At 40.7% G+C, this 22,436-nt stretch carries 19 protein-coding genes, 1 other RNA gene and 2 other annotated features; of the genes, 2 read left to right on the forward strand and 18 right to left on the reverse strand.

The annotated features are described in order from the left end of the window. Nucleotides 1–46: 46 nt before the first annotated feature. From alaS to HU823_RS05430, 10 genes are all read right to left on the reverse strand, one after another. Nucleotides 47–2,683 (reverse strand): alanine--tRNA ligase, encoded by a 2,637-nt coding sequence (gene alaS, locus HU823_RS05385; protein WP_197221336.1) that lies wholly within the window; start codon nucleotides 2,681–2,683, stop codon nucleotides 47–49. A gap of 280 nt (nucleotides 2,684–2,963) precedes the next feature. Next, nucleotides 2,964–3,185, reverse strand: a binding site (T-box leader). Between the two features lie 40 nt (nucleotides 3,186–3,225). Beyond that, entirely contained in the window at nucleotides 3,226–4,299 is a 1,074-nt protein-coding gene (locus HU823_RS05390) for an AI-2E family transporter (RefSeq protein WP_197221337.1), read from the reverse strand. A gap of 56 nt (nucleotides 4,300–4,355) precedes the next feature. Beyond that, nucleotides 4,356–4,535 (reverse strand): DUF3918 domain-containing protein, encoded by a 180-nt coding sequence (locus tag HU823_RS05395; RefSeq protein ID WP_144698875.1) that lies wholly within the window; start codon nucleotides 4,533–4,535, stop codon nucleotides 4,356–4,358. Between the two features lie 35 nt (nucleotides 4,536–4,570). Next, the gene (locus tag HU823_RS05400; RefSeq protein WP_066240196.1) at nucleotides 4,571–4,768 is read right to left on the reverse strand and encodes a hypothetical protein; all 198 of its coding nucleotides are present in this window, start codon (nucleotides 4,766–4,768) and stop codon (nucleotides 4,571–4,573) included. A 147-nt stretch (nucleotides 4,769–4,915) separates the two neighbouring features. Further along, nucleotides 4,916–7,246 carry an SF1B family DNA helicase RecD2 gene (recD2, locus tag HU823_RS05405; RefSeq protein ID WP_197221338.1) on the reverse strand — a complete coding sequence of 777 codons (2,331 nt, stop codon included), beginning with the start codon at nucleotides 7,244–7,246 and terminating at the stop codon, nucleotides 4,916–4,918. Between the two features lie 12 nt (nucleotides 7,247–7,258). Continuing rightward, complete coding sequence (locus HU823_RS05410) at nucleotides 7,259–7,918, reverse strand: tetratricopeptide repeat protein (protein ID WP_197221339.1); 660 nt, start codon at nucleotides 7,916–7,918, stop codon at nucleotides 7,259–7,261. A gap of 285 nt (nucleotides 7,919–8,203) precedes the next feature. Next, nucleotides 8,204–9,331, reverse strand: coding sequence for a tRNA 2-thiouridine(34) synthase MnmA (gene mnmA, locus HU823_RS05415; protein WP_197221340.1), 1,128 nt, complete (start codon nucleotides 9,329–9,331; stop codon nucleotides 8,204–8,206). A gap of 40 nt (nucleotides 9,332–9,371) precedes the next feature. Continuing rightward, nucleotides 9,372–10,511, reverse strand: a complete 1,140-nt coding sequence (locus HU823_RS05420) for a cysteine desulfurase family protein (protein WP_197221341.1) — start codon at nucleotides 10,509–10,511, stop codon at nucleotides 9,372–9,374. A gap of 14 nt (nucleotides 10,512–10,525) precedes the next feature. Further along, nucleotides 10,526–10,945: a cysteine metabolism transcriptional regulator CymR gene (cymR, locus tag HU823_RS05425; protein ID WP_197221342.1), complete on the reverse strand. Its 420-nt coding sequence runs from the start codon at nucleotides 10,943–10,945 to the stop codon at nucleotides 10,526–10,528. Next, nucleotides 10,878–11,588 (reverse strand): YczE/YyaS/YitT family protein, encoded by a 711-nt coding sequence (locus HU823_RS05430; protein WP_137788778.1) that lies wholly within the window; start codon nucleotides 11,586–11,588, stop codon nucleotides 10,878–10,880. Before HU823_RS05430 ends, cymR begins: the two co-directional genes overlap by 68 nt. A gap of 154 nt (nucleotides 11,589–11,742) precedes the next feature. On the opposite strand from HU823_RS05430, the gene HU823_RS05435 reads away from it, so the two are divergent. Together HU823_RS05435 and HU823_RS05440 are read left to right on the forward strand one after the other, a co-directional pair. Continuing rightward, complete coding sequence (locus HU823_RS05435; protein WP_197221344.1) at nucleotides 11,743–13,077, forward strand: AAA family ATPase; 1,335 nt, start codon at nucleotides 11,743–11,745, stop codon at nucleotides 13,075–13,077. A 124-nt stretch (nucleotides 13,078–13,201) separates the two neighbouring features. Then, nucleotides 13,202–14,056 (forward strand): RsfA family transcriptional regulator, encoded by an 855-nt coding sequence (locus tag HU823_RS05440; protein ID WP_144698859.1) that lies wholly within the window; start codon nucleotides 13,202–13,204, stop codon nucleotides 14,054–14,056. A 306-nt stretch (nucleotides 14,057–14,362) separates the two neighbouring features. Here HU823_RS05440 and HU823_RS05445 read toward each other — a convergent pair whose 3' ends face one another. From HU823_RS05445 to HU823_RS21820, 8 genes are all read right to left on the reverse strand, one after another. Then, the gene (locus HU823_RS05445) at nucleotides 14,363–15,130 is read right to left on the reverse strand and encodes a tRNA threonylcarbamoyladenosine dehydratase (protein WP_197221345.1); all 768 of its coding nucleotides are present in this window, start codon (nucleotides 15,128–15,130) and stop codon (nucleotides 14,363–14,365) included. A gap of 116 nt (nucleotides 15,131–15,246) precedes the next feature. Further along, a non-coding RNA gene (gene ssrS / locus HU823_RS05450) (6S RNA) lies at nucleotides 15,247–15,426 on the reverse strand. A gap of 91 nt (nucleotides 15,427–15,517) precedes the next feature. After that, entirely contained in the window at nucleotides 15,518–17,296 is a 1,779-nt protein-coding gene (aspS, locus tag HU823_RS05455; RefSeq protein WP_197221346.1) for an aspartate--tRNA ligase, read from the reverse strand. 14 nt (nucleotides 17,297–17,310) lie between these two features. Further along, entirely contained in the window at nucleotides 17,311–18,579 is a 1,269-nt protein-coding gene (gene hisS, locus HU823_RS05460) for a histidine--tRNA ligase (RefSeq protein WP_197221347.1), read from the reverse strand. Between the two features lie 311 nt (nucleotides 18,580–18,890). Continuing rightward, nucleotides 18,891–19,123 (reverse strand) — a binding site (T-box leader). Nucleotides 19,124–19,166: 43 nt separating this feature from the next. Further along, nucleotides 19,167–19,340, reverse strand: coding sequence for a hypothetical protein (locus tag HU823_RS05465; protein ID WP_186320473.1), 174 nt, complete (start codon nucleotides 19,338–19,340; stop codon nucleotides 19,167–19,169). Between the two features lie 60 nt (nucleotides 19,341–19,400). After that, on the reverse strand, nucleotides 19,401–19,847 hold the full coding sequence (gene dtd / locus HU823_RS05470; protein WP_197221348.1) for a D-aminoacyl-tRNA deacylase: 447 nt from the start codon (nucleotides 19,845–19,847) through the stop codon (nucleotides 19,401–19,403). Nucleotides 19,848–19,869: 22 nt separating this feature from the next. Then, entirely contained in the window at nucleotides 19,870–22,053 is a 2,184-nt protein-coding gene (locus HU823_RS05475; RefSeq protein WP_144698849.1) for a RelA/SpoT family protein, read from the reverse strand. A 17-nt stretch (nucleotides 22,054–22,070) separates the two neighbouring features. Beyond that, on the reverse strand, nucleotides 22,071–22,436 hold a 366-nt coding region (locus HU823_RS21820; RefSeq protein WP_231607266.1), incomplete at its 5' end, for a hypothetical protein.

Genomic DNA, 22,436 nt, shown 5'->3' on the forward strand with positions numbered 1-22,436 from the left:
AGGGACAAATTAGTTCTTGTCTCTATTGTACATGAAAGATGAAAGCTTAGGAAACGGTTTTGATCATTTCAACTGCAGAATCTATTCCTTCTTGCAGCTTTTGGGGATCTTTACCTCCAGCTTGGGCCATATCAGGACGGCCACCACCGCCTCCGCCGCAACGGACAGCCACTTCTTTTACTAGGTTACCTGCATGATAGCCCTTTGTCACTAAATCTTTTGTTACTCCCGCTACGATATTTACTTTTCCGCCGTTTTCCGCACCAAGAATAACCACTCCGCTTTGAAGTTTATTCTTCAGATCATCTACGATTGAACGCAAGCCGTTCATATCCACGCCGCTTAGTTTCTTAGCGATAACAGAAACACCGTTAATCGTTTGAACTTCATCAACAAGGCTACCTGCTTCCATATTTCCAATCTTAGCTGCAAGAGATTCTTTCTCTTTTTGCAACTCACGAATTTGCTCGTTTAACGCATCGATTCGCTGTGGGACGTCCTTAAGATTCGTTTTCAACTTAGCAGCTGTGTCTTTTAAAAGCTGTACTTGTCCGTTCATCAAGCGGTACGCGTTCTCACCAGTAACAGCTTCGATCCTGCGTGTTCCAGCACCGATCCCTGATTCTGATACGATCTTAAACAAGCCGATCTCTGAAGTATTATTCACGTGACATCCACCGCAAAGTTCTAGACTATAGTCTCCTACTTTTACAACGCGTACTGTTTCACCATACTTCTCACCGAACAGAGCCATTGCTCCCATCGCTTTTGCTTCGTTTATGTTTTTAACCATCTTTTCGACAGGAATGTTACCCCATACTTTTTCGTTAACGATTTCTTCGATCTTCTCAAGCTCTTCTGTAGAAATACTACCAAAGTGTGTGAAGTCAAAGCGTAAACGACCTTCTTGTACGAGAGATCCTGCCTGATTTACGTGCGTTCCAAGCACATCTTTTAATGCCTGATGAAGAAGGTGAGTAGCCGTATGGTTCTTTACAACTTTTGCACGAATTTCAGGGTCAACCTCGACAGAAACATCAATATTGTTTTCAAGAACGCCTTTCTCAACAACAACGGTATGAAGATTTTGTCCATTAGGTGCTTTTTGAACATCTTTTACTCGAAGTAAAAGTTCTTTCCCTGCTATTTTTCCTTGGTCAGCGATCTGACCACCGCTCTCAGCGTAGAATGGTGTTACATCTAAAATAACTTGTGCTTCTTCTCCTGATGCGACCATCGCCACGCGTTCACCGTTTTGTAGCACTTCTAAAATTTTTGCTTCTCCTGCTAAGTTATCATAACCAGAGAACTCGCTTTTTACGGTAATATCAGAAAGAACCCCACCTTGTACTTGCATGCTGTCTACTTCTTGTCTCGCCGCTCGTGCACGTTCTCGTTGTGCCTTCATCTCGTTCTCAAAGCCTTCTAAATCTACATCCATTCCGTTTTCAGCTGCATACTCTTGTGTAAGCTCGAATGGGAAACCAAATGTATCGTATAGCTTGAACGCGTCTTTTCCAGAGATGACGTTTCTTCCTTCTTCTTTTTCTCTTGCCATAACATCTTCTAAGATAGCAAGACCTTCGTTGATCGTTTCATGGAAACGCTCTTCTTCCGTCTTGATGACTTTTTGGATGAACGGAACTTTTTCTTTTACTTCCGGGTAGAAGTCTACCATGATGTCTGCAACTGTTGGTACTAGTTCATACATGAAAGGCTTGTTGATGTTGATCTTTTTCGCAAAACGAATCGCTCTTCTGATCAAACGTCGAAGGATATATCCTCTTCCCTCATTTGATGGTAGAGCACTATCGCCGATCGCAAAACTTACCGTACGTACATGGTCAGCGATTACTTTAAACGCAGTATCTGTTTCTGTACTCAAGCCATAAGACGTGTCAGAAAGCTTTTCTGTTTCTTTGATGATCGGCATGAAAAGATCCGTTTCAAAGTTCGTCTTCGTGTCTTGGATCACACAAACCATTCTCTCAAGTCCCATACCCGTATCGATATTCTTCTTAGGAAGTGGTGTATACGTACCGTCTGGATTATGGTTGAACTGTGAGAACACCAGGTTCCATACTTCAAGGTATCTGTCGTTTTCTCCACCAGGATATAGTTCAGGATCTGACGGGTCGCTGCCGTATGCTTCACCGCGGTCATAGAAAATCTCAGTGTTAGGTCCACTCGGTCCCTCACCGATATCCCAGAAGTTCCCTTCTAAACGAATGATACGCTCTTCAGGTAATCCTACTTGTTTTGTCCAAATATCAAATGCTTCATCGTCTTCTGGGTGGATTGTAACAGAGAGTTTTTCAGGATCAAACCCGATCCATTTTTCACTCGTTAGGAACTCCCATGCCCAAAGAATAGCTTCCACTTTAAAATAATCACCGATCGAGAAGTTTCCTAACATCTCAAAGAATGTATGGTGCCTTGCTGTAATGCCAACATTCTCGATATCGTTCGTACGAATCGATTTTTGTGCGTTTGTAATACGAGGGTTCTCAGGGATCACACGGCCGTCAAAATATTTTTTCAGTGTTGCAACACCACTGTTGATCCATAGTAGTGTAGGATCTTCATGCGGAACTAAGGATGCACTAGGTTCTACACCATGACCTTTTTCCTGGAAAAAATCAAGAAACATCTGTCTTACTTGAGCTGAAGTCAAATTTCTCATCGTTTTCATTCTCCTTTTTTAGATAAATATAAAGACTGATTTCGTTTCATTAACAGAAAAACAAAATGTTGCTTCTAAATGTCTTTTGTCTTCCTTGTAAGTTGATTGGAGCGCAAGGTGCGAGACTCCTATGGGACGAGTGAATAGGTGGAGACTCCTAAAGGCGCAAAGCGGCAGGAGGCTCACCGTTCGCCCCATGGAAAGCGAAGCAACCTGGAGAGGAAATCAACTACTTTCGAACGAAAAAAGCCAATAAAAAAACTCCCATCCCTATAAAAAATACAGGGACGAGAGTTTGAATTCACGCGGTACCACCCTGGTTATATGCTTAGATACAAGCATATCACCTTGATTAAAGCCTTAACGCGGCATAACGGCAGATTTTCCTTCTGCACTCCAGAGTAGCTTTCTGTTTCTCTTCTTCCTAAAACATCTTTCAGCCGATGGATGTTTCTCTCTTTTGGAAGGACTGAAACGTACTTTTCTCTTTCAGCGATTTTTTGATCTTCTAGCGTTAGTATACGTTTATTTATTCTTACTTGTCAATCGGATGATGATTGAAGTCGATGTTCCCTGATGTGTATGATAACGACCTTGATCACACTAAAAATCGGAACAGCTAAAATCATTCCTGGTACACCGGCCAATTCTCCCCCAAGTAGTAATGAAAAAATGATAAACACAGGATGGATATGCAGATTCTTGCCGACGATAAACGGACCAAGAATGTTCCCCTCAATAAACTGCAGAACAAGCATGATGCCAACTGTGATCCACACCATCTTCCAAGAGATCGTGAGTGCGATCAATACGACAGGTATCGCTCCTAAGATCGGACCAAAGTATGGGATGATGTCTGTTATCGCTATTACGAGCCCTAAAAGTATGGGGTATGGCATACCAACGATCCATAGAGCAATCATGGCTGCAGCTCCAAGTATAGCTCCTACAAACAGCTGTCCTCTAATATATCCTCCAAGGGATCGATCGATATCTTTTAATAAGTGCTTTCCTTCATAACGGTATTTTCTCGGTGTGAGGTACCACAGTGCTTTTTTCAGTTTTTCAAAATCGTTTAGAAAATAAAACACTAAAAAAGGGACAACGATGATAACGAAGAAATAGTCCACGATCTTTCTTAGTGAAAAGATGGCATTAGTCAACACATCCTGTGCGTTACTTTCCATTTTCACAATATAATTTTCGATTTTAGAATGTACCGAATATGGCAGTGCAGATGTACCTCTGTCAACTTGGTACAATAGATCCTTATAATCCTCTGCAAGAACCGGCACATTCACTAACAGCTGCTTCATCTGCACAACGAAATAAGGAAACCCTTTTACTGCCGCAATCCCTAGACCACCAAAGAAAAGGATGTATATGCTCAAGATCGCAACAAAGCGAGGTAATCCTTTTTCATGTACGTATTCCACGACGGGATGGAGTAGATATGTAATTAGTGCAGCAAGAAAAAAAGGTAGAAAGACCCCTTTTATCGCACTCCATAATGGCTCGTAAAGAGGGTAAAGTTTCATTAACAGAAACAAACATAAAAACAATAATAAAGAAAGGGCAAGCCTATAAACCCACTTCATTCGAATGTCTTTTGTCATCTCTTCACCCTTTTCTTAAAAAACCCCGTCTTTATTTGAGACGGGGTTTGCTTTCTTTAATAAATGGCTTTTGCGACTTTTTTACGGATTTTCTTAACACGTCGTGATGTCCAAAGATCACCTATATCTGAAAGGTTATAGTTCATCTTAGACATTCTTGACATCCTCTTATTTCTCATCGCATATGTTGCCGCTCCAATACCAAGTGCGAAAAGAGAACTCATCGTCCTGCTCATGCTAAATCACCTCGACATCAGAGATTTGTTTTCTTTTATGATGTGCTTTCTCTATAAGTCAGATCTTGATCTTCAAATAAATCATCGAGTGATGTTAGAGAGCCGTCTTCTTCCACCTGATGAAGGGACAGTCTTCCTTTAACAATGGAAAGCTCTATAAAACAGTTCCAGCAATAATACTGGTTCACCCCGATTTTACCGATATCTTTTCTACTGCAGTTCGGACATTCCACTTGCTCTCTCTCCTTTAAATTTTACTTTTACAAGGGTGTCCTGAATTTGTAGAAAATATACAGAAAATATATCTGAAGGATCATGACTTCTAGAAATACAAAAAAGAAATGTCCGACAAGATGACATCTTACATCTCTCGAACATTTCTAGTTTGTTTCGTTTAGAAGGGTATCATTCATTAAATCTTTTTCCAGTATGGTCTCTTGAAGTCGGGAAGTAAGACCCGAGTATCGTTCTGTTTCATCTGATCGTTCAACAGCCCAAGTAAACGCTTCTTGTTCTCCACACAGGATCAGATATTCTTTACTTCTCGTTATTGCTGTATATAATAAGTTCCGTTTTAACATTCGGTAGTAGCTTTTTAAGACAGGTAGAACGACGATCGGATACTCACTTCCCTGCGACTTATGGATCGAACAACAGAATGCATGAGTAAAATGATGAAATTCACTTCTTTTATACGTAACCTCAATCTCATCAAAACTGATGACGATCTGATCTTCTTTATCCGTGTTCTCTCTTGCATAGATAACAGCAACGATCTCACCGATATCACCATTGAACACCTGATCTTCAGGTTGATTGACGAGTTGAAGCACCTTATCTCCTTTTCGATAAAACACATTTGCGACCTGTAACTGACGCTGTTTTTGTTTCTCGGGATTAAACAGACGCTGAAGTTCCATATTTAATCGATCAATTCCAACTGGCCCTTTGTACATAGGTGCTAACACTTGGATATCTCGAGAACTGTATCCTTTTTTAATCGCATTTTCACAAACTTGAAGGATCGCTTGAAACACTTGTTCACCGGAACATGCAAAAAAACGTCTGTCGTTCTGTGGGACAAGCAGATCCTGAGGCACGTTTCCGTTCTTCATCTCATGAGCTAACCGGATAATAGATGATCCTTCTGCCTGTCTATAAATATCCACTAAACGAGATTGTGGAACATGCTGTGCTTGCAGTAGATCTTTTAGTACTTGACCAGGACCAACTGATGGTAACTGATCTTCATCCCCAACAACAATGATCTGGATATGAGGTGGCAGAGCTTTTGCTAAAGAATGAGCAAGCCATATATCGACCATCGACATTTCATCGACGATCAAAAGTTTTCCTTCAATGGGTTCATCTTCATTTTTTTCAAAGGTACCTCCACCTTTCCATCCTAATAAGCGATGGATCGTGTGAGCGGGTATTCCTGTAGACTCAGTCATACGCTTTGCCGCTCGACCTGTTGGAGCAACGAGTAAAACTGGAAACGACTCTTTTTTTCCTCGGTAATCATCAGGATTCAGACTTACACCATGAATCTCACTATAAAGTTCGACGATTCCTTTAATTACGGTCGTTTTACCTGTTCCAGGTCCTCCTGTCAGAACCATTAAAGAAGAGGTTAACGCCTTTTTAATCGCCTCTTTTTGACTTTTCGCATATTTCATGTTGAGTCTTTTTTCAAGAGCTGTTAGCTCAGATTCCAATTTTGAATCCTCAATGTGATATTCATTTTTCTGACTATGTAATAATTGATTCATTTTTTGAGCAAATCCACGCTCCGCGAAATATAGGGATGGCAGATATACAACGTTTTCTTTTACGATCAATCGTTGCTCAGTCTCCATATCTTGAATCTCTCGAAAAATACTCATCTCATCTACCGTATTCTTTCCATCTGCTAAAAGCTTTCTTACACCTTCTAACAGTTCGTCCATCGGTAGATATGAGTGCCCAAGGTCTGTACCTTGATCACGAAGCACGAACTGACAGGCAGCTTGAATTCGTTTTGGGTGGTTGACTTGCATCCCATTTCCTTTTGCGATTTCATCAGCCCGGTGAAACCCAATTCCAGAAACGTCTTCGATCAGTCGATACGGCTCGTCTTTAATGATCTTTACAGCATCATCCTGATACGTTTGAAAGATTTTCATCGCAAGCTGCGGTCCGATCCCGTAGGGTTGAACGACCATCATCACTTGATCTAATCCTCGATTCTGCATGAGGGATTTTTGCAAACTTTGAGCTTGCTCTTCTGTTAGCTTTGGAATCTGACTGATATATTCCGGAGATTCTAAGAGCTTAGTGATCGCATCGTTTCCCATTACTTCTACAATATGCTCGGCAGTCTTCTTACCGATCCCTTTAAACAGATCGCTCGAAAGATACTGAATCATCGCTTCCTTGGATTGAGGCATTTCTTTTTGAAACAGATCAACTTCGTATTGTTTACCATATTTCGGATGATCTTTAAATTTTCCATAAAACACATAAAGTTCATCTTCTCTTAAAGGAGGAAGAATGCCTGTAATCATGATTTCTTTTTCATTGTAATTTTCGTTCGTCTCTTTTACCCGTATTCTAGCGACCGTATAGAGACTCTCTGTTTGATGATAAATTGTAGAGATCAACGTACCTTTTATATACTTTTTTATTTCAGTCGAATCATCTTCTAAATGAAAAGAAGGCTGCTGTGCCATAAAGCACCCCCTTTAATGGTTGGTATTTTTACTTTCGATATTTCGTTTTCCATTCCCTGCAAGATAATGATCAGGCTGGATGTCTAACGCTTTTTTAAAAGCTTCTAGAGCTTCTATGTTTTTGTCAAAATAACTATACGTCACACCTAGATTGTACCAAGCATCGGCATGTGTTTCATCGCGCTCAACAACTTTTTCAAAGGTTGTCGATGCAGACATGATATCCCCTGTTCGTGCCTGACAGAGACCGAATTGAAACAATGCTTCATGGTCTTGATCGTTAAGCTCAGTTGCTCTCATTAGATAAGGAAATGCAAGCTTATGTTCTCCTAGTGAAACGAACGACATGCCTGCCATAAAGTGAGTGTCACTATCTTGCAGACCGCCTTTAAGCGCTTCTTGAAACAATTTTGCACTCTTAGAGAATTCTTCAAGATGATAGCAGGCAATACCCGCACCATAGTATGCAGCAACTGCATTTTCGTCGAGCGATAGAGCTTTATCAAAGAATTGAATCGCTTTTTCGTGTTCATGTACAGCAGAAAGCAGATTTCCAAAGTTAATATAATGTACTGGGTTTTCTGGATCTGCCTCGATCATGGATTCCAGACTTTTTGCTGCTTCTTCAAACTTTCCTTTTTGTAAGTATTCAAGACCTTTTGAAGGTTCCATCTTCATTACCCCCACTTTTAATTTCCTTCAAAAGTATAACAAATGAGGGCAACTGAAGCATAATTTTTTGTCGGTTCCTCTTGTGGATAGTGCGTTCAGGCTTTCTGAATCGCTCATGAATCTCTGGAATCGCTCATGAATCTCTGGAATCGCTCATAAATCTCTGGAATCGCTCATGCAGCGAGCATAGATATGCCGCTGCATGAGCACCTTATTTCATTAACGCAAAAAAACTGGCTTACTAGTTCATTTCTTGTCCTAGTAAGCCAGTTTTTCCACATTCTTTTATAGATAGGTGATCGCTTCGTCGTTTTTGTATACCGTATCGATCGTTGCTCCGCCTAGACAAACATCTCCATCGTAAAACACGACTGCTTGTCCAGGTGTGATCGCACGTTGTGCTTCATCAAAGACCACATGCAGCGTTTCATCCTCCATTACATGGACAGTTACACCCATGTCAGGCTGACGATATCTGAACTTCGCCGTACACTTAAAAGTAGCAGGCAGCGGTCTATCAGAAACAAATCCTGCCTTTACCGCTTTTAGGCTGTCAGAATAAAGCTTTTCGTTGTGAAACCCTTGTTCAACATACAATATGTTGTCTTTTAAATTCTTACCGACGACAAACCAAGGATCTCCGCTTCCACCGATTCCAAGACCGTGACGCTGCCCGATCGTATGGTACATCAATCCATCATGCTTGCCCTTAACTTCCCCTTCAAACGTTTGCATCTCACCAGGCTTTGCAGGAAGATACTGACTTAAGAATTCTTTAAAGTCTCTTTCTCCAATAAAGCAGATTCCTGTTGAATCTTTCTTCTTAGCTGTCGCAAGTCCAGCGGCTTCAGCAATCTTGCGGATCTCAGGCTTTTTAAGCTCTCCGATCGGGAACAATACTTTTTGAAGCTGTTCTTGAGAAAGCTGGTTAAGAAAATAAGTTTGGTCCTTATTCTCATCAACGCCTCGAAGCATCTTAACTTCTCCATCTATTTCAGCCACACGTGCATAATGGCCAGTAGCTACATAATCTGCACCTAAGTTCATGGCATGCTCCAAGAAGGCCTTAAACTTGATCTCCTTGTTGCACATCACATCTGGATTAGGTGTTCGTCCTGCTTTATATTCTTCCAAAAAGTACGTGAATACTTTATCCCAGTATTCTTTTTCAAAATTCACCGCGTAATATGGAATGCCGATCTGGTTGCAGACCGCTATCACATCGTTGTAATCTTCTGTTGCTGTGCATACGCCATTCTCATCGGTATCATCCCAGTTTTTCATAAAGATTCCGATCACATCATAGCCTTGCTCTTTCAGTAAAAGTGCGGCAACGGAAGAATCCACACCGCCGCTCATTCCAATAACTACTCGTGTATCTTGAGGTGCCTTTTTGTTTGTTTCTGTTTGCATCGTGTCCACCTCATTTCATTCATATGACAAACATTGTAACTTATTTTGCTAAACGTTTCACGATTTTTGCTGTCTCATGGGCAGCATATTCAATATCTTCCAATTTATTGCCTAGACCAAAGCTAAAACGAACAGAAGATTTCGTACGGACATCATTACCAAACATCGCTTTCAAAACGTGTGAAGGTTCATGTGAGCCAGCCGTACAAGCAGATCCGCTAGAAGCTGCGATACCAGCAAGATCTAGATTGACTAAGAGCACTTCTGTTTTTACACCGTGAAAGCTAACATTTAGAATATGCGGAAGAAAATGATCAGAACTTCCATTTTCGATGAAAGATACCTCTTCTTCTTGCCATATTTTCTTCATCGTATCTCTAAATGTTCTGTATTGACTAAAGCGTTCTTCTCTTTCTTTTTCTGCGATGGATGCCGCTTTTCGTAAAGCAGCGATTCCTGCTACATTTTCTGTTCCAGCACGGCGCTTACGCTCTTGTTCACCGCCAAAGCCTTGAGGAAGAAAAGGAGTTCCTTCTTTCACAAATAGAAATCCCGTTCCTTTTGGGCTATTGATCTTATGACCAGAAGCACTTAACAGATCAATGTTCAGTTCATTTACATCGATTGAGATCAAGCCATAAGCTTGCACCGCATCGGTATGAAACAAGATCTCTTTTTCTTTTAAAATACTTCCGATCTCTTTTATGTCTTGTGTTGTCCCTGTTTCATTGTTGCAATACATGATCGAAACGAGAATCGTGTCTTCTCTTAGAGATCTTTTCAGTTCGTCTAATGAAATTCTGCCTTCCTTATCAACGGACAAGTAAGTTACATCGTACCCTCTCTTTTCAAGCTCATGAAAGGTATGAAGTACAGCATGATGTTCTACTTCTGTTGTGATAACATGCTTTCCTTTATTCTCAAGAGCAGAGACTGTGCCAAGAATAGCAAGGTTATCACTTTCTGTACCACCACTTGTGAAAATGATCTCATTACGTGAAGCACCTATAGAAGTTGCAATCATGGATCTGGCATCATCAAGAGCTTTACGAGTCTGTCTTCCGAATTGATGAATGCTAGAAGGATTCCCAAAATGTTCAGTTAGAAAAGGAATCATTTCTTCTATGACTTCAGGATGAACAGGAGAGGTTGCAGCGTGATCTAAATAAACGTTTTTCATTGCTCATCTCCTTCCTATATATAAAACATGTAAGCGTCCTGTGCGCCCTCATCTTCATAGTTCGCCAAATCTTCGAGTGTTGTAGAATCTAACACATCTTTTACAGCATCTCTAATTTTTATCCAAAGATTTCTTTTTGCAGGCTCTTCATCATCCAATACTTCAACTGGAGAGATCGGTCCTTCAAGCACTCGGATGATATCTCCAGCAGTAATCGTGGATGCTTCTCTTGCCAGCATGTACCCACCATACGCACCCCGGATACTTTTTACAAGTCCTGCATTTCTGAGCGGGGCGATAAGCTGCTCTAAATAATGTTCAGATAGACTATATTCTTTTGCGATTAATTTCAATGCGATCGGACCTTCACCTGACCTCTTCGCTAATGCCATCATGATGGTTAATCCGTACCGACCTTTTGTTGATATCTTCATATTGTTCACTCCGTTCTAAAACAAACTTCACTAATTTTTGGCAATACGGAAGGGTCCTGCCCACGATTGCTCCTATCGTTACACAAAAAAGGATCGTTCCGAACGAAACGGGTCCTTTTAGCATCCAACCAAAAAACAGAACAACAAATTCCATTAATAGTCGAATATTTGAAACTTTCATCCCTGATTTTTCTGTAAGAGCGAGCATCAGACTATCTCTTGGTCCTGCACCGCAGTCTGATGATATATATAGCCCGATTCCAAAACCTAAGATTAAGATTCCGATGATTAAAAACATCCATTTCCCAAAACCTGTTACAGGATCATGAAAAAAAGGAAGCCATAAATAAAAGTCAATAAACAAACCAACAGACACCATATTTAAAAAGGCACCTGATTGAGGTTTCTTTTTAGTTAGTAAGGATGTAGCTAAGATGACGAAGAATCCCATTATGATCGACCATGTGCCTATGGAAAGTCCAAACTGTGCAAACAGTCCGATATGAAGAACGTCCCATGGAGCACTTCCGAGGTCTGCCTTAATCATAAGCGCGATTCCGAAAGCCATAATAAATAATCCAATAAAAAATACAGACCACTGAAACAAAAATTTGTTCCATCTTGAATGCTTTTGGTCTTTCACTGTGCAAAATCCTTCCCCATTAAGTTGTCTCAATTCGGTTAATTCCATAAATCTAAAGCTTATTATAGCATGAAATCATTTCAACTTGCATGATGGACTATTGTATAGTATTGTCATATGACGATTAGAACAAGTGTACGGAAGGATGATTGTAATGGACTTGTTTTCTTACAAAGACGAAAGCTCCCATTCATTAAAAAGACCCCTCGCCAACCGAATGCGTCCAAGAAAGATAACGGAATTTATCGGGCAAGAGCATATAGCTGGTGAAGGTAAGCTGTTAAGACGTGCGATCGAAGCTGATCAACTCACACCGATGATTTTCTTTGGACCTCCTGGCACAGGTAAAACAACATTAGCTAAAATAATTGCGAATTCCACATCTGCATGGTTTGAACAACTTAATGCGGTGACGTCAGGAGTCGCTGATCTAAAGGTCATTATGGGAGCTGCTAGAGAACGCCTGTTATTAGAAGAAAAAAAGACAGTGCTCTTTATCGACGAGATCCATCGTTTTAACAAAAGTCAGCAAGACGCTCTCCTTCCATATGTAGAAGATGGATCGGTTATTTTAATCGGTGCAACAACAGAGAGCCCTATGTTCGAGATCAACCCCGCTCTCTTATCAAGATCTCGGTTGTTTCGCTTTGAACCACTAACAGATGAACATATTTCAAAAGTGATCCAGCAGGCTCTTTCTGATAAAGAAAGAGGATATGGCAAACATCCTATATCTATGAAAAAAGAAGCAATCGATCATATAGTGTCTATTGCGAACGGAGACGCAAGGACAGCACTTAATGCGGTGGAGCTTGCTGTGTTAACGACTAAACCAGATAAAGATGGAAACATTACGATCACATTAGAAATCGCTGAAGAATCCATTCAACAAAGAGTCCTTCAATATGATAAAAAAGGAGACAACCATTATGATACAGTCTCCGCCTTTATTAAAAGCATACGTGGATCAGACCCAGATGCCGCTCTATACTGGCTTGCTAAAATGATTTATGCGGGCGAGGATCCTCGTTTTATTGCTCGCCGATTGCTCGTTCATGCAGCAGAAGACGTTGGTCTCGCAGATCCGAATGCGTTACTTGTCGCACATGCTGCTAGTTATGCTGCTGATTTTATTGGTATGCCTGAAGCTCGAATTCCACTTGCAGAAGCTACGCTTTACTTAGCCACTGCTCCTAAAAGCAACAAAGTGATAACAGGAATTGATAAAGCACTTGATGCAGTCAAAAAAGAAAAAACAGGTCTCGTCCCAATCCATCTACGTGATGCTCATTATAAAGGAGCAAAACAACTTCAACATGGTGAGGACTATAAATATCCACATAATTTTGAAGATGGGTATGTACCACAAGAATATTTACCGAAACATCTGCAGGGTAAAACGTTTTACGAACCTACTGAACGTGGCTTTGAAAAGAATCTTAAGAAGCGCCTCGACTATTTTAATGATCGTAAGAAAAAAGGAAAGTAAATCTATGAGACTTGAAAACTTAGCAAACTAGCAAAAGTTCTTCAGAAGTGTGTATAGGATTCTCTCTGATTGGTAAACATGAAAATATCAAATGAATATTTTTGTAGCTAAGGAGAGGATTACCGTGTCAAAAATCAGACAGGACGCCTGGTCAGAAGAAGACGATCTATTGCTTGCCGAAACGGTCTTACGCCATGTGCGTGAAGGAAGTACACAGTTACATGCTTTTGAAGAGGTAGGAGATAAATTAGAGCGTACGAGTGCAGCAGTTGGATTTAGATGGAATGCAATCGTGAGAAAAAAATACGAACAAGCATTAAAGATTGCTAAAAAGCAAAGAAAAGAACGGCAGCGTGCGCTAGCAAGGTCACAACAGCAACAACAACAGTCGAAACCTGCAGCTAAGCCAGTACAATTGAATAATGCTCCACAGATGCACGATGATGAAACCTATCATCCTGAAGAGTTCTTCAAAACACCTTTTACGTATGAAAGAAACTCAGCAACACCAGCTCCAGTTGCTTCGTCACCCGCAGTTCCAGAACAACCACCGAGTTATGTTCAGCAAACTGAAGCGGAAGCACCAGAAGTTACGAGCTTACAAGGGTCGCAACAGCCTTCATCACTGAATACCTATCGTCAAGCTTCTCAAGCTAGCAACGAACATAGTCTTACACTTGATGAAGTCATAGATTTTCTGAGTGGTTTGAAGCGAAACGGAATGTCGAGCGGCAAGCTCGTTCAAGAAAACATGGAACTTCGTCTTCAGATGAACGAGTTGATGCAGCAGAACAAAGTGATGAAAGATCAGCTTTCTGTTCTTGAGAAAGAGCACCAGACGGTTCAGGAAGATTATCAAGCACTGATCCAAATCATGGACCGTGCAAGAAAAATGGTATTGTTCCAAGACGAAGATACCAATCCTAACGTTACCTTCCGCATGGACAAGAACGGAAATCTAGAAAAACTAGCAAAATAATAATAGATGACTCATAGGGTTAAGCCTACGAGTCATCTTTTTTGTGCGGTTATACGCAAAAAAACGGATAAATTATTTTATCTGCGGAATTATTTTGCTTATACCTGGATATATTTCAAATTACCCCGGAATTATTTGAGATTACCTCGTAATAATTAGAAGTGTTCATTTGAGATAAACATTTTCTTCACCACGTCCTACTGGAAAGCACAATTCCTTTCACCAACATTTATAAGTAGTAATAAATATATGAATAAACGAAAAAAAGTCCTGACTTTAGAACAGTCAGCACCCTTTTTCATCAAATTATCGTATTCTTTCGATCTTTATATTATTATTTTCAATGATTTTGTTAATCACGTAACCTGCCATGTAAAGTCCTGAAACAGATGGTACAAATGCGTTTGAAGATGGCGGCATCTTCGCTTTTCGAATGCCAGGAGCGTTCTCAGGTACGATCTCTTTTCGAATCTCTTCACGAATTTGGATTGGCTTTTCATCTGAGAATACGACAGGGATTCCTTTTGTGATTCCTTCTTTTCTTAGTCGCTGGCGAATGACCTTAGCGATCGGATCATAGCTCGTCTTAGAGATATCAACGATTTGAAGACGTGTTGGATCCAGTTTATTTGCCACACCCATGCTCGAGATAATTGGTATTTTGCGGTTTAAACATTCTTTCATGAGGTGGATCTTATAGGAGATCGTATCGGATGCATCTACTACAAAATCAAGCCCATATTCAAAAATTTGTTCATATGTCTCTTCTGTATAAAACATCTTAAGAGCGATAACTTCACACTCTGGATTAATAAGCGCGATTCTTTCTTTCATAAGATCTACCTTTGGCTGCCCAACGGTATTCACAAGTGCATGTATTTGACGATTCACGTTCGTGATATCGACATCATCTTTATCGATAAGGATCAGTCTGCCAACTCCTGATCGAGCTAGTGCTTCAGCTGAAAAGGAGCCCACTCCTCCGATTCCAAGCACAGCAACAGTTGAGTTTTTTAAGACGTCTATTCCATCTTTTCCGATGGCAAGTTCATTTCTTGAGAACTGATAAAGCATATTAGTGAAATCTCCTTTCAAACGTGCACGTAAAATAAAGAAAATGCATCTTTATCAGCATATCCACTTTTGAAAACAAAATCAATATGCTTACTTGGTTTTTTTCGCACAAAAAAATGAGCCCCAAAAATGCCGTATCCCCTTAGTTTTGAACCTGCTCTCGCAGGTGGGTGCCCTGTTTCGCATTTTGTCCGTCCCCTAGCTTTCAGGGCATGGACGCTGTGAGAAAACACAAACTCCCTAATACTTAATGTTGGCTCAAAACTTCGGGTTGTTAACGGTCACCATAGGACCCATCGCTTAATTTCATACTATCACACGAATAAATCAAATACAAGACAAAATGTGTCTCTTTATAAAACGATTCGTATTTTTCTAAATATTCACTTACTTGGTTTCTTGCTTCACTTTTACAGATAGGTGAAGTTCATCAAGCTGCTTTTCGTTTACAGCAGATGGTGCATTCGTCAGTAAACACGATGCAGAAGCTGTTTTCGGGAAAGCAATCGTGTCTCTTAAATTACTTCTTCCGGCTAGTAACATCACCATACGATCAAGTCCTAATGCAATTCCACCATGTGGAGGCGTTCCATATTCAAAAGCCTCTAAAAGGAATCCGAACTCCTCACGTGCTGCTTCCTCAGTGAATCCTAATGTTTTGAACATTTTCTCTTGAATGTCACGTTGGTAGATACGCTGAGATCCTCCGCCAAGCTCATACCCGTTAAGAACTAAGTCGTATGCTTGTGCTCTTACTTCAGCAGGATTGGAATCCATTAAGTGAAGATCTTCTGTCTTAGGCATCGTGAATGGATGGTGAAGCGCCACAAAACGGTCTGCATCCTCATCGTATTCAACAAGTGGGAAATCAACGACCCACAAGAAATTGTATTTCGATTGGTCGATCAGATCTAAATCTTTTGCTAGCTTTTGTCTTAACGCACCTAGGCTGTCTGCTACAACAGACGGCTTATCTGCTACAAACAACAACAGATCGCCTTCTTCTGCTTGTAGTGCGTTCGTTAATTTAGCTGCATCTTCTTCGTTAAAGAACTTTGAAATAGGTCCTTTTAATCCTTCTGCTTCTACTTTCATCCAAGCAAGGCCTTTTGCTCCGTATCGAGCAGTGAATTCAGTGAGACCATCAATATCTTTTCTAGAATAATTTGCTGCTTTTCCTTTAACGTTGATCGCTTTAACTTGACCACCGTTCTCCACTGCTGCTGCAAATACTTTAAATCCAGAACCCTTAACGATTTCTGAGACGTTTCTCAGTTCAAGACCGAAACGCGTATCCGGCTTATCTGAACCATAACGGTCCATCGCTTCTTTATAAGTCATTCTTGGGAAAGGCTTCGGAATCTCTACACCTTTTACCTTTTTCAAAAGTCCAGTCATCATCTCTTCCATCATAGCTAAAAGTGGTTCTTGGCCCATGAAAGAAGTTTCGATATCGACTTGAGTAAATTCTGGCTGACGGTCTGCACGCAGATCTTCGTCTCTGAAACAACGAACGATCTGGTAGTATTTTTCGAAACCTGAAACCATTAACAATTGCTTAAATAATTGTGGAGATTGCGGCAATGCATAGAACTCTCCCGGGTGCACACGGCTCGGTACTAGATAGTCACGCGCTCCCTCAGGTGTACTCTTCGTAAGCATCGGTGTTTCCATCTCCATAAATTCATCGTTCTCCAGGAAGTTACGGATATAACGAGTTACTTCATGTCTCATCTTCAATGTTTCCTGCATGATCGGACGTCGAAGGTCCAGATAGCGATACTTCAGACGGATATCTTCTGTAATATCCATATCTTCGCTGATGGAGAAAGGTGGTGTTTTCGCACTGTTTAAAATCTTAACTTCTTCACCAGAGATTTCAATCTTACCCGTATTCATAGCTGGGTTAACCGTGCTTGGGTCACGCTCAAGCACTTTTCCTGTGATCGTAAGAACATATTCACTTCTTACTTTTTCAGCCGTTTCTAACGCTTCAGGTGATACTTCTGGAGAAAAGACGATCTGAACAACTCCAGAACGGTCACGCAGGTCGATGAAGATCAGTCCACCTAAGTCACGTCTTTTTTGTACCCAACCTGTTATTGTTACTTTTTCACCGATAAATTGTTCTGTAATCTTTCCGCATTGATGTGTGCGATATTCCATGAGATGTGTCCTCCTTATTTACCTTGCTTCAAGAATGTGCTGAGCTCTTCGATTGCAACTTCCGACTGTTCTCCGGAATCCATGTTCTTCACGTTGATGATCCCTTTTGATAGTTCTTCTTCACCTAGAATCGCTACAAACTTCGCTTTTAATCGGTCAGCTGCTTTAAATTGAGCTTTCATCTTTTTATCTAAATAATCTTTGTCACTCTTAATGCCTGCTTGGCGAAGTTGACTTAAGATCTCTACTGATTTCCGCTTGGCTTCATCACCTAATGCTACAACATAACAATCTATTTCTTCTTCTGTTTCAAGTGTGATACCTTCTGCTTCAAGTGCTAACAACAAACGTTCTAAGCTCATCGCAAAACCGATACTTGGCGTAGCCGGGCCGCCAAGATCTTCAACAAGACCATTGTACCTGCCGCCTCCACTAAGTGTTGTGATAGCACCGAACCCTTCAGCCTCACTCATGATCTCAAAAGCAGTGTGGTTGTAATAATCAAGTCCACGTACGAGTGTTGGGTCGATCACATAATCGATGTTCATCGCATCCAAGCTCGTCTTCACTTCTTCAAAGTACGTTTTCGATTCTGCGTTTAAGTGCTCAAGAATTGAAGGAGCGCTCTTCATGAGTTCATGCTCTCGATCTTTTTTGCAATCTAGAATTCTTAAAGGATTCTTCAATAATCGATTTTGACAATCTGAACAAAATTCATCGATTCTAGGTTCAAAGTGTGCGATCAAAGCTTCTTTATGAGATTTACGGCTCTCAGCATCACCTAACGTATTCAATACGAGACGGAGTTTTTTTAGTCCTAGCTCTTGGTAAACCGTCATCGCAAGTGAAATTACTTCTGCATCAATGGCAGGATCAGCTGAACCCATCGCTTCAATACCGAACTGTACAAACTGACGATATCGACCAGCTTGTGGTCTTTCGTATCGAAACATAGGTTGAATGTAAAAGAGTTTTACAGGCTGTCCTGGTAATCCAAACATTTTATTTTCAACATAAGAGCGAGTTACAGGTGCTGTCCCCTCTGGTCGAAGAGTTAAGCTGCGGTCGCCTCGATCATTGAACGTATACATCTCTTTTTGAACGATATCTGTTGAATCTCCTACACCGCGTTGGAAAAGATCTGTGTGTTCAAAGATCGGTGTTCGAATCTCTTTATAATTGAATCGCGCTGATACTTCTTTTGCTTTTTGTTCGATCAGCTGCCATTTTTCTACTTCTCCTGGGAGTATATCTTTCGTTCCCCTTGGAATGTTAATACTCATTTTCATTCATCCTCCCGTTTTACATGTTCGTTAAATTCAAAAGTTTCTCCCTTAATCTTTGTTGCTCTTGATAGGGTTTGATTTCCGTTCCAGGTGCTCGCTTTCCGCGGGGCAGGCGGTGAGCCACATTTGTACGTTTTACTTTTAAGTGTCTCACCTGCCCGCCTGTCCCGCAGGAGTCTCACACCCTTCACTCCAATCAACTTGTCAGTGGAGATAATAGATAAAATTACCAAAGTAACAAGCTTATTAAGGAAGCAAGGCTTTAGTAAAAATAAAAAAATCCCGTCCCTTATGAAATCTGTCATTTCATAAGGGACGGGATTTCCCGCGGTGCCACCCTGCTTCGAAGCTAAAAATAGCTTCCTCATTTATGCAAGTAACGATTGCCCACGTGTAACTCTACTGAGGTCAAAACTTAACCGTTCGAATTAAAACCTATGAAGTGTCTTTCACTTTATCATCAGGGAGAGATACTTTCAGCCATGGTATCTCATCTCTAACCCTGTGGGGTAAAGCTACTTTTCTTCGTCATCAGTTTTCATTTTGGAATTGTAGATTATCATACTTTTAGATGGGGTGTGATGTCAATAGTTTTCGCGTTTTATTTTTTTCTTTAACTGATTCACTTGATATAGATTCATTCCAAATTCTTCAGCAAGCTCCATCGTGTTTGCTGATTTTTCAAGAGAAAGAAAATCATGAAAGCTCAGCTGCTTCCATTGAGGGATTCCTTCTATGCCTTTCCGGTTCTGCCTCATACAAAAAACCTCCACCTTTTTGATTTAGTCTTTCCATCAAGGTGAAGGTTTCATTCATGATTATGAACTTTTAGAGTCCATGATCAAGGTTACCGGTCCATCATTCGTAAACGAGACATCCATCATCGCCCCAAAAACTCCTGTTTCCACATGTACACCTAAGCTCTTAAGCTTGCTATTAAAATAGTCATACATCTTGATCGCATGGTCTGGTTTAGCAGCATCCATAAAGTTTGGACGTCTTCCTTTTTTCGTGTCACCGAATAACGTGAACTGAGAAATAGATAGGATGCTTCCTTCTGTATCTTTTAAAGAATGATTCATCTTTTCATTTTCATCTTCAAATATGCGAAGATTTACGATCTTTTCTGCTAGATAATCCGCATCTTTTTCTGTATCTTCATGTGTAACACCAACTAAGAGTACAAGGCCTTTATCAATTCTGCCTTTTACTTCAGAATCCACTATGACCTTCGCCTCTTTAGAACGCTGTAATACTATTTTCATTGCAGAATCACTTCCTTAACTCCTATTGCATCAATCTTCTAACCGCATAAATGTCAGGAATTCTTTTAATTCGTTCGACCACTTTTTGAAGGTGGCTGACGTTGTGAATCGAGATCGACATACTGATCGTTGCCATCTTGTTGCGATCTGACTTGCCGCTTACGGCTGTTATATTCGTTTTGGTTTCCGCAACTGCATGCAGAACCTCATTTAGAAGACCACGGCGGTCAAAACCATTGATCTCAATATCAACGTTATAATTTTTCGGTTGCTCTAGATTCCCTTCCCATTCAACAGGTAAGAGACGTACTTGTGCATCTTCGTTGTGGACGTTAACACAATCCTCACGGTGAACAGAAACACCCCTGCCTTTTGTGATATAACCAACAATGTCATCTCCAGGAACGGGATTACAACATTTAGATAATCGAATCAGCATGTTATCAATGCCTTTAACCACAATACCAGAATCTGTTCTACGTTTTGGTTCAGGCTTTTCAGCAGAGTCTCTTATCGCATCAAGCAACTCAGAATTATCCGGGTCCTGCTCTTTTTTACGGCGGACTTTATCCGTTAATCGAGTGGCGATCTGTGCAGCAGTTATACCGTTGTAACCTACCGCAGCGTACATATCTTCTTCGCCTGCAAAGTTATACTTTTGAGCCACATATTGAATGTTGTCATTCGTAAAGATGTCTTTCAGATCATAACCGCGATTCTTTATTTCTTTTTCAACGAGTTCTTTACCTTTTGCGACGTTTTCTTCTCTTCTCTCACGCTTAAACCATTGACGAATCTTGTTTTTCGCATGAGAACTCTGTGTGATCTTCAGCCAATCCTGACTCGGTCCGTAAGAATGTTTGCTCGTTAAGATCTCAATAATATCTCCCGTTTTCAAACGGTAATCTAACGTAACCATCTTACCGTTTACTTTTGCGCCGATACATCTGTTACCAATCTCGGTATGGATGCGGTATGCAAAATCAATTGGCACCGATCCTGACGGAAGCTCGTAAACATCTCCCTTTGGAGTGAACACGAACACCATATCAGAGAAAAGGTCGACCTTAAGAGATTCCATAAATTCTTCAGCATCTACAACATCGTTTTGCCATTCAAGAATTTCACGGAACCATGTTAATTTATTTTCAAATGAGCTGACAGGAGCTTTCGTTGCACCTTCTTTATATGCCCAGTGTGCTGCAATCCCGTATTCAGCTACGCGATGCATATCAGACGTTCTGATCTGGACTTCAAGTGGATCACCTTTTGGTCCGATTACCGTCGTATGAAGAGACTGATACATATTTGCTTTAGGCATAGCGATATAATCTTTAAAACGGCCTGGCATCGGCTTATAAGCCGTATGGATGATACCGAGGGCAGCATAACAATCTTTAATATTCTGAACGATAATACGAACAGCTAAAAGGTCATAGATCTCATTGAACTGCTTTCCTTGTTTAGCCATTTTTCGATAGATGCTATAGATATGTTTCGGTCTTCCAGAGATATCAACTTGAATGTTAACTTCTTTAAGTTTACTCTTCATCTCATCCATCACTTGATGAACATACTCTTCCCGTTCGGCACGCTTTTGCTGCATCAAGTTAACGATTCTGTAGTATTGCTGTGGATTAAGGTATCTTAAAGAAACATCTTCAAGCTCCCACTTTATCGTTGAAATCCCAAGGCGATGGGCAAGCGGAGCGAAGATTTCAAGTGTCTCATTCGCTTTTTGAATCTGTTTTTCTTTCGGCATATGCTTTAATGTGCGCATATTGTGAAGTCGGTCAGCCAGCTTGATCAAGATACAACGAATATCTTGGGCCATAGCGACGAACATCTTCCGGTGGTTCTCAGCTTGCTGTTCTTCCTTAGACTTGAACTTGATCTTCTTCAGCTTCGTTACACCATCAACAAGCATTGCCACTTCTTCATTAAATTGAGTGGAAATATCTTTTAGTGTGATCGGTGTATCTTCAACTACATCATGAAGAAACCCTGCTGCTACAGTCACAGGATCCATCTGGAGATTTACCAGAATGGCTGCTACTTCAACAGGATGATGAATATAGGGCTCTCCCGATTTACGAAATTGTCCCTCGTGTGCATTCTTTGCGTATTCATAAGCCTTCGTGATGAAGCTTAAATCGTCTTTAGAAAGATAGCTCTCCGCTTTTTGCAATACTTCCTCAATCGTCATGGAATCACCTTACGTTGTCATTGTATATTGCTTCTATTATCGTTAAATTGGTCCTTCATGTAAAGCAAAAAACGAAATTTGTCGAATGATTGGGCAGATTTTGTGACAGGATTGTAAAAAATGTCTGTATTTTCACTTGGTGTTTTGAAAGTAGTTGATTTCCGTTTCAGGTGCTTCGCTTTCCGCGGGGCAGGCGGTGAGCCACATTCGTACGTTTCACTCTTAAGTGTCTCACCTGCCCGCCTGTCCCGCAGGAGTCTCACACCTTCCACTGCAACCAACTGTTCAAAGAAGATAGTAAAAATAAAAATAAGAAACAACAATCCTTTAGAACTGACTCTCCAAGAACAATATTTGAAGGAATAGTAAAAAAAGAGCCCCTT

It is taken from the genome of Fictibacillus sp. 18YEL24 (assembly GCF_015903855.1).
GTDB classification, from domain to species: Bacteria; Bacillota; Bacilli; order Bacillales; family Fictibacillaceae; genus Fictibacillus; species Fictibacillus phosphorivorans_C.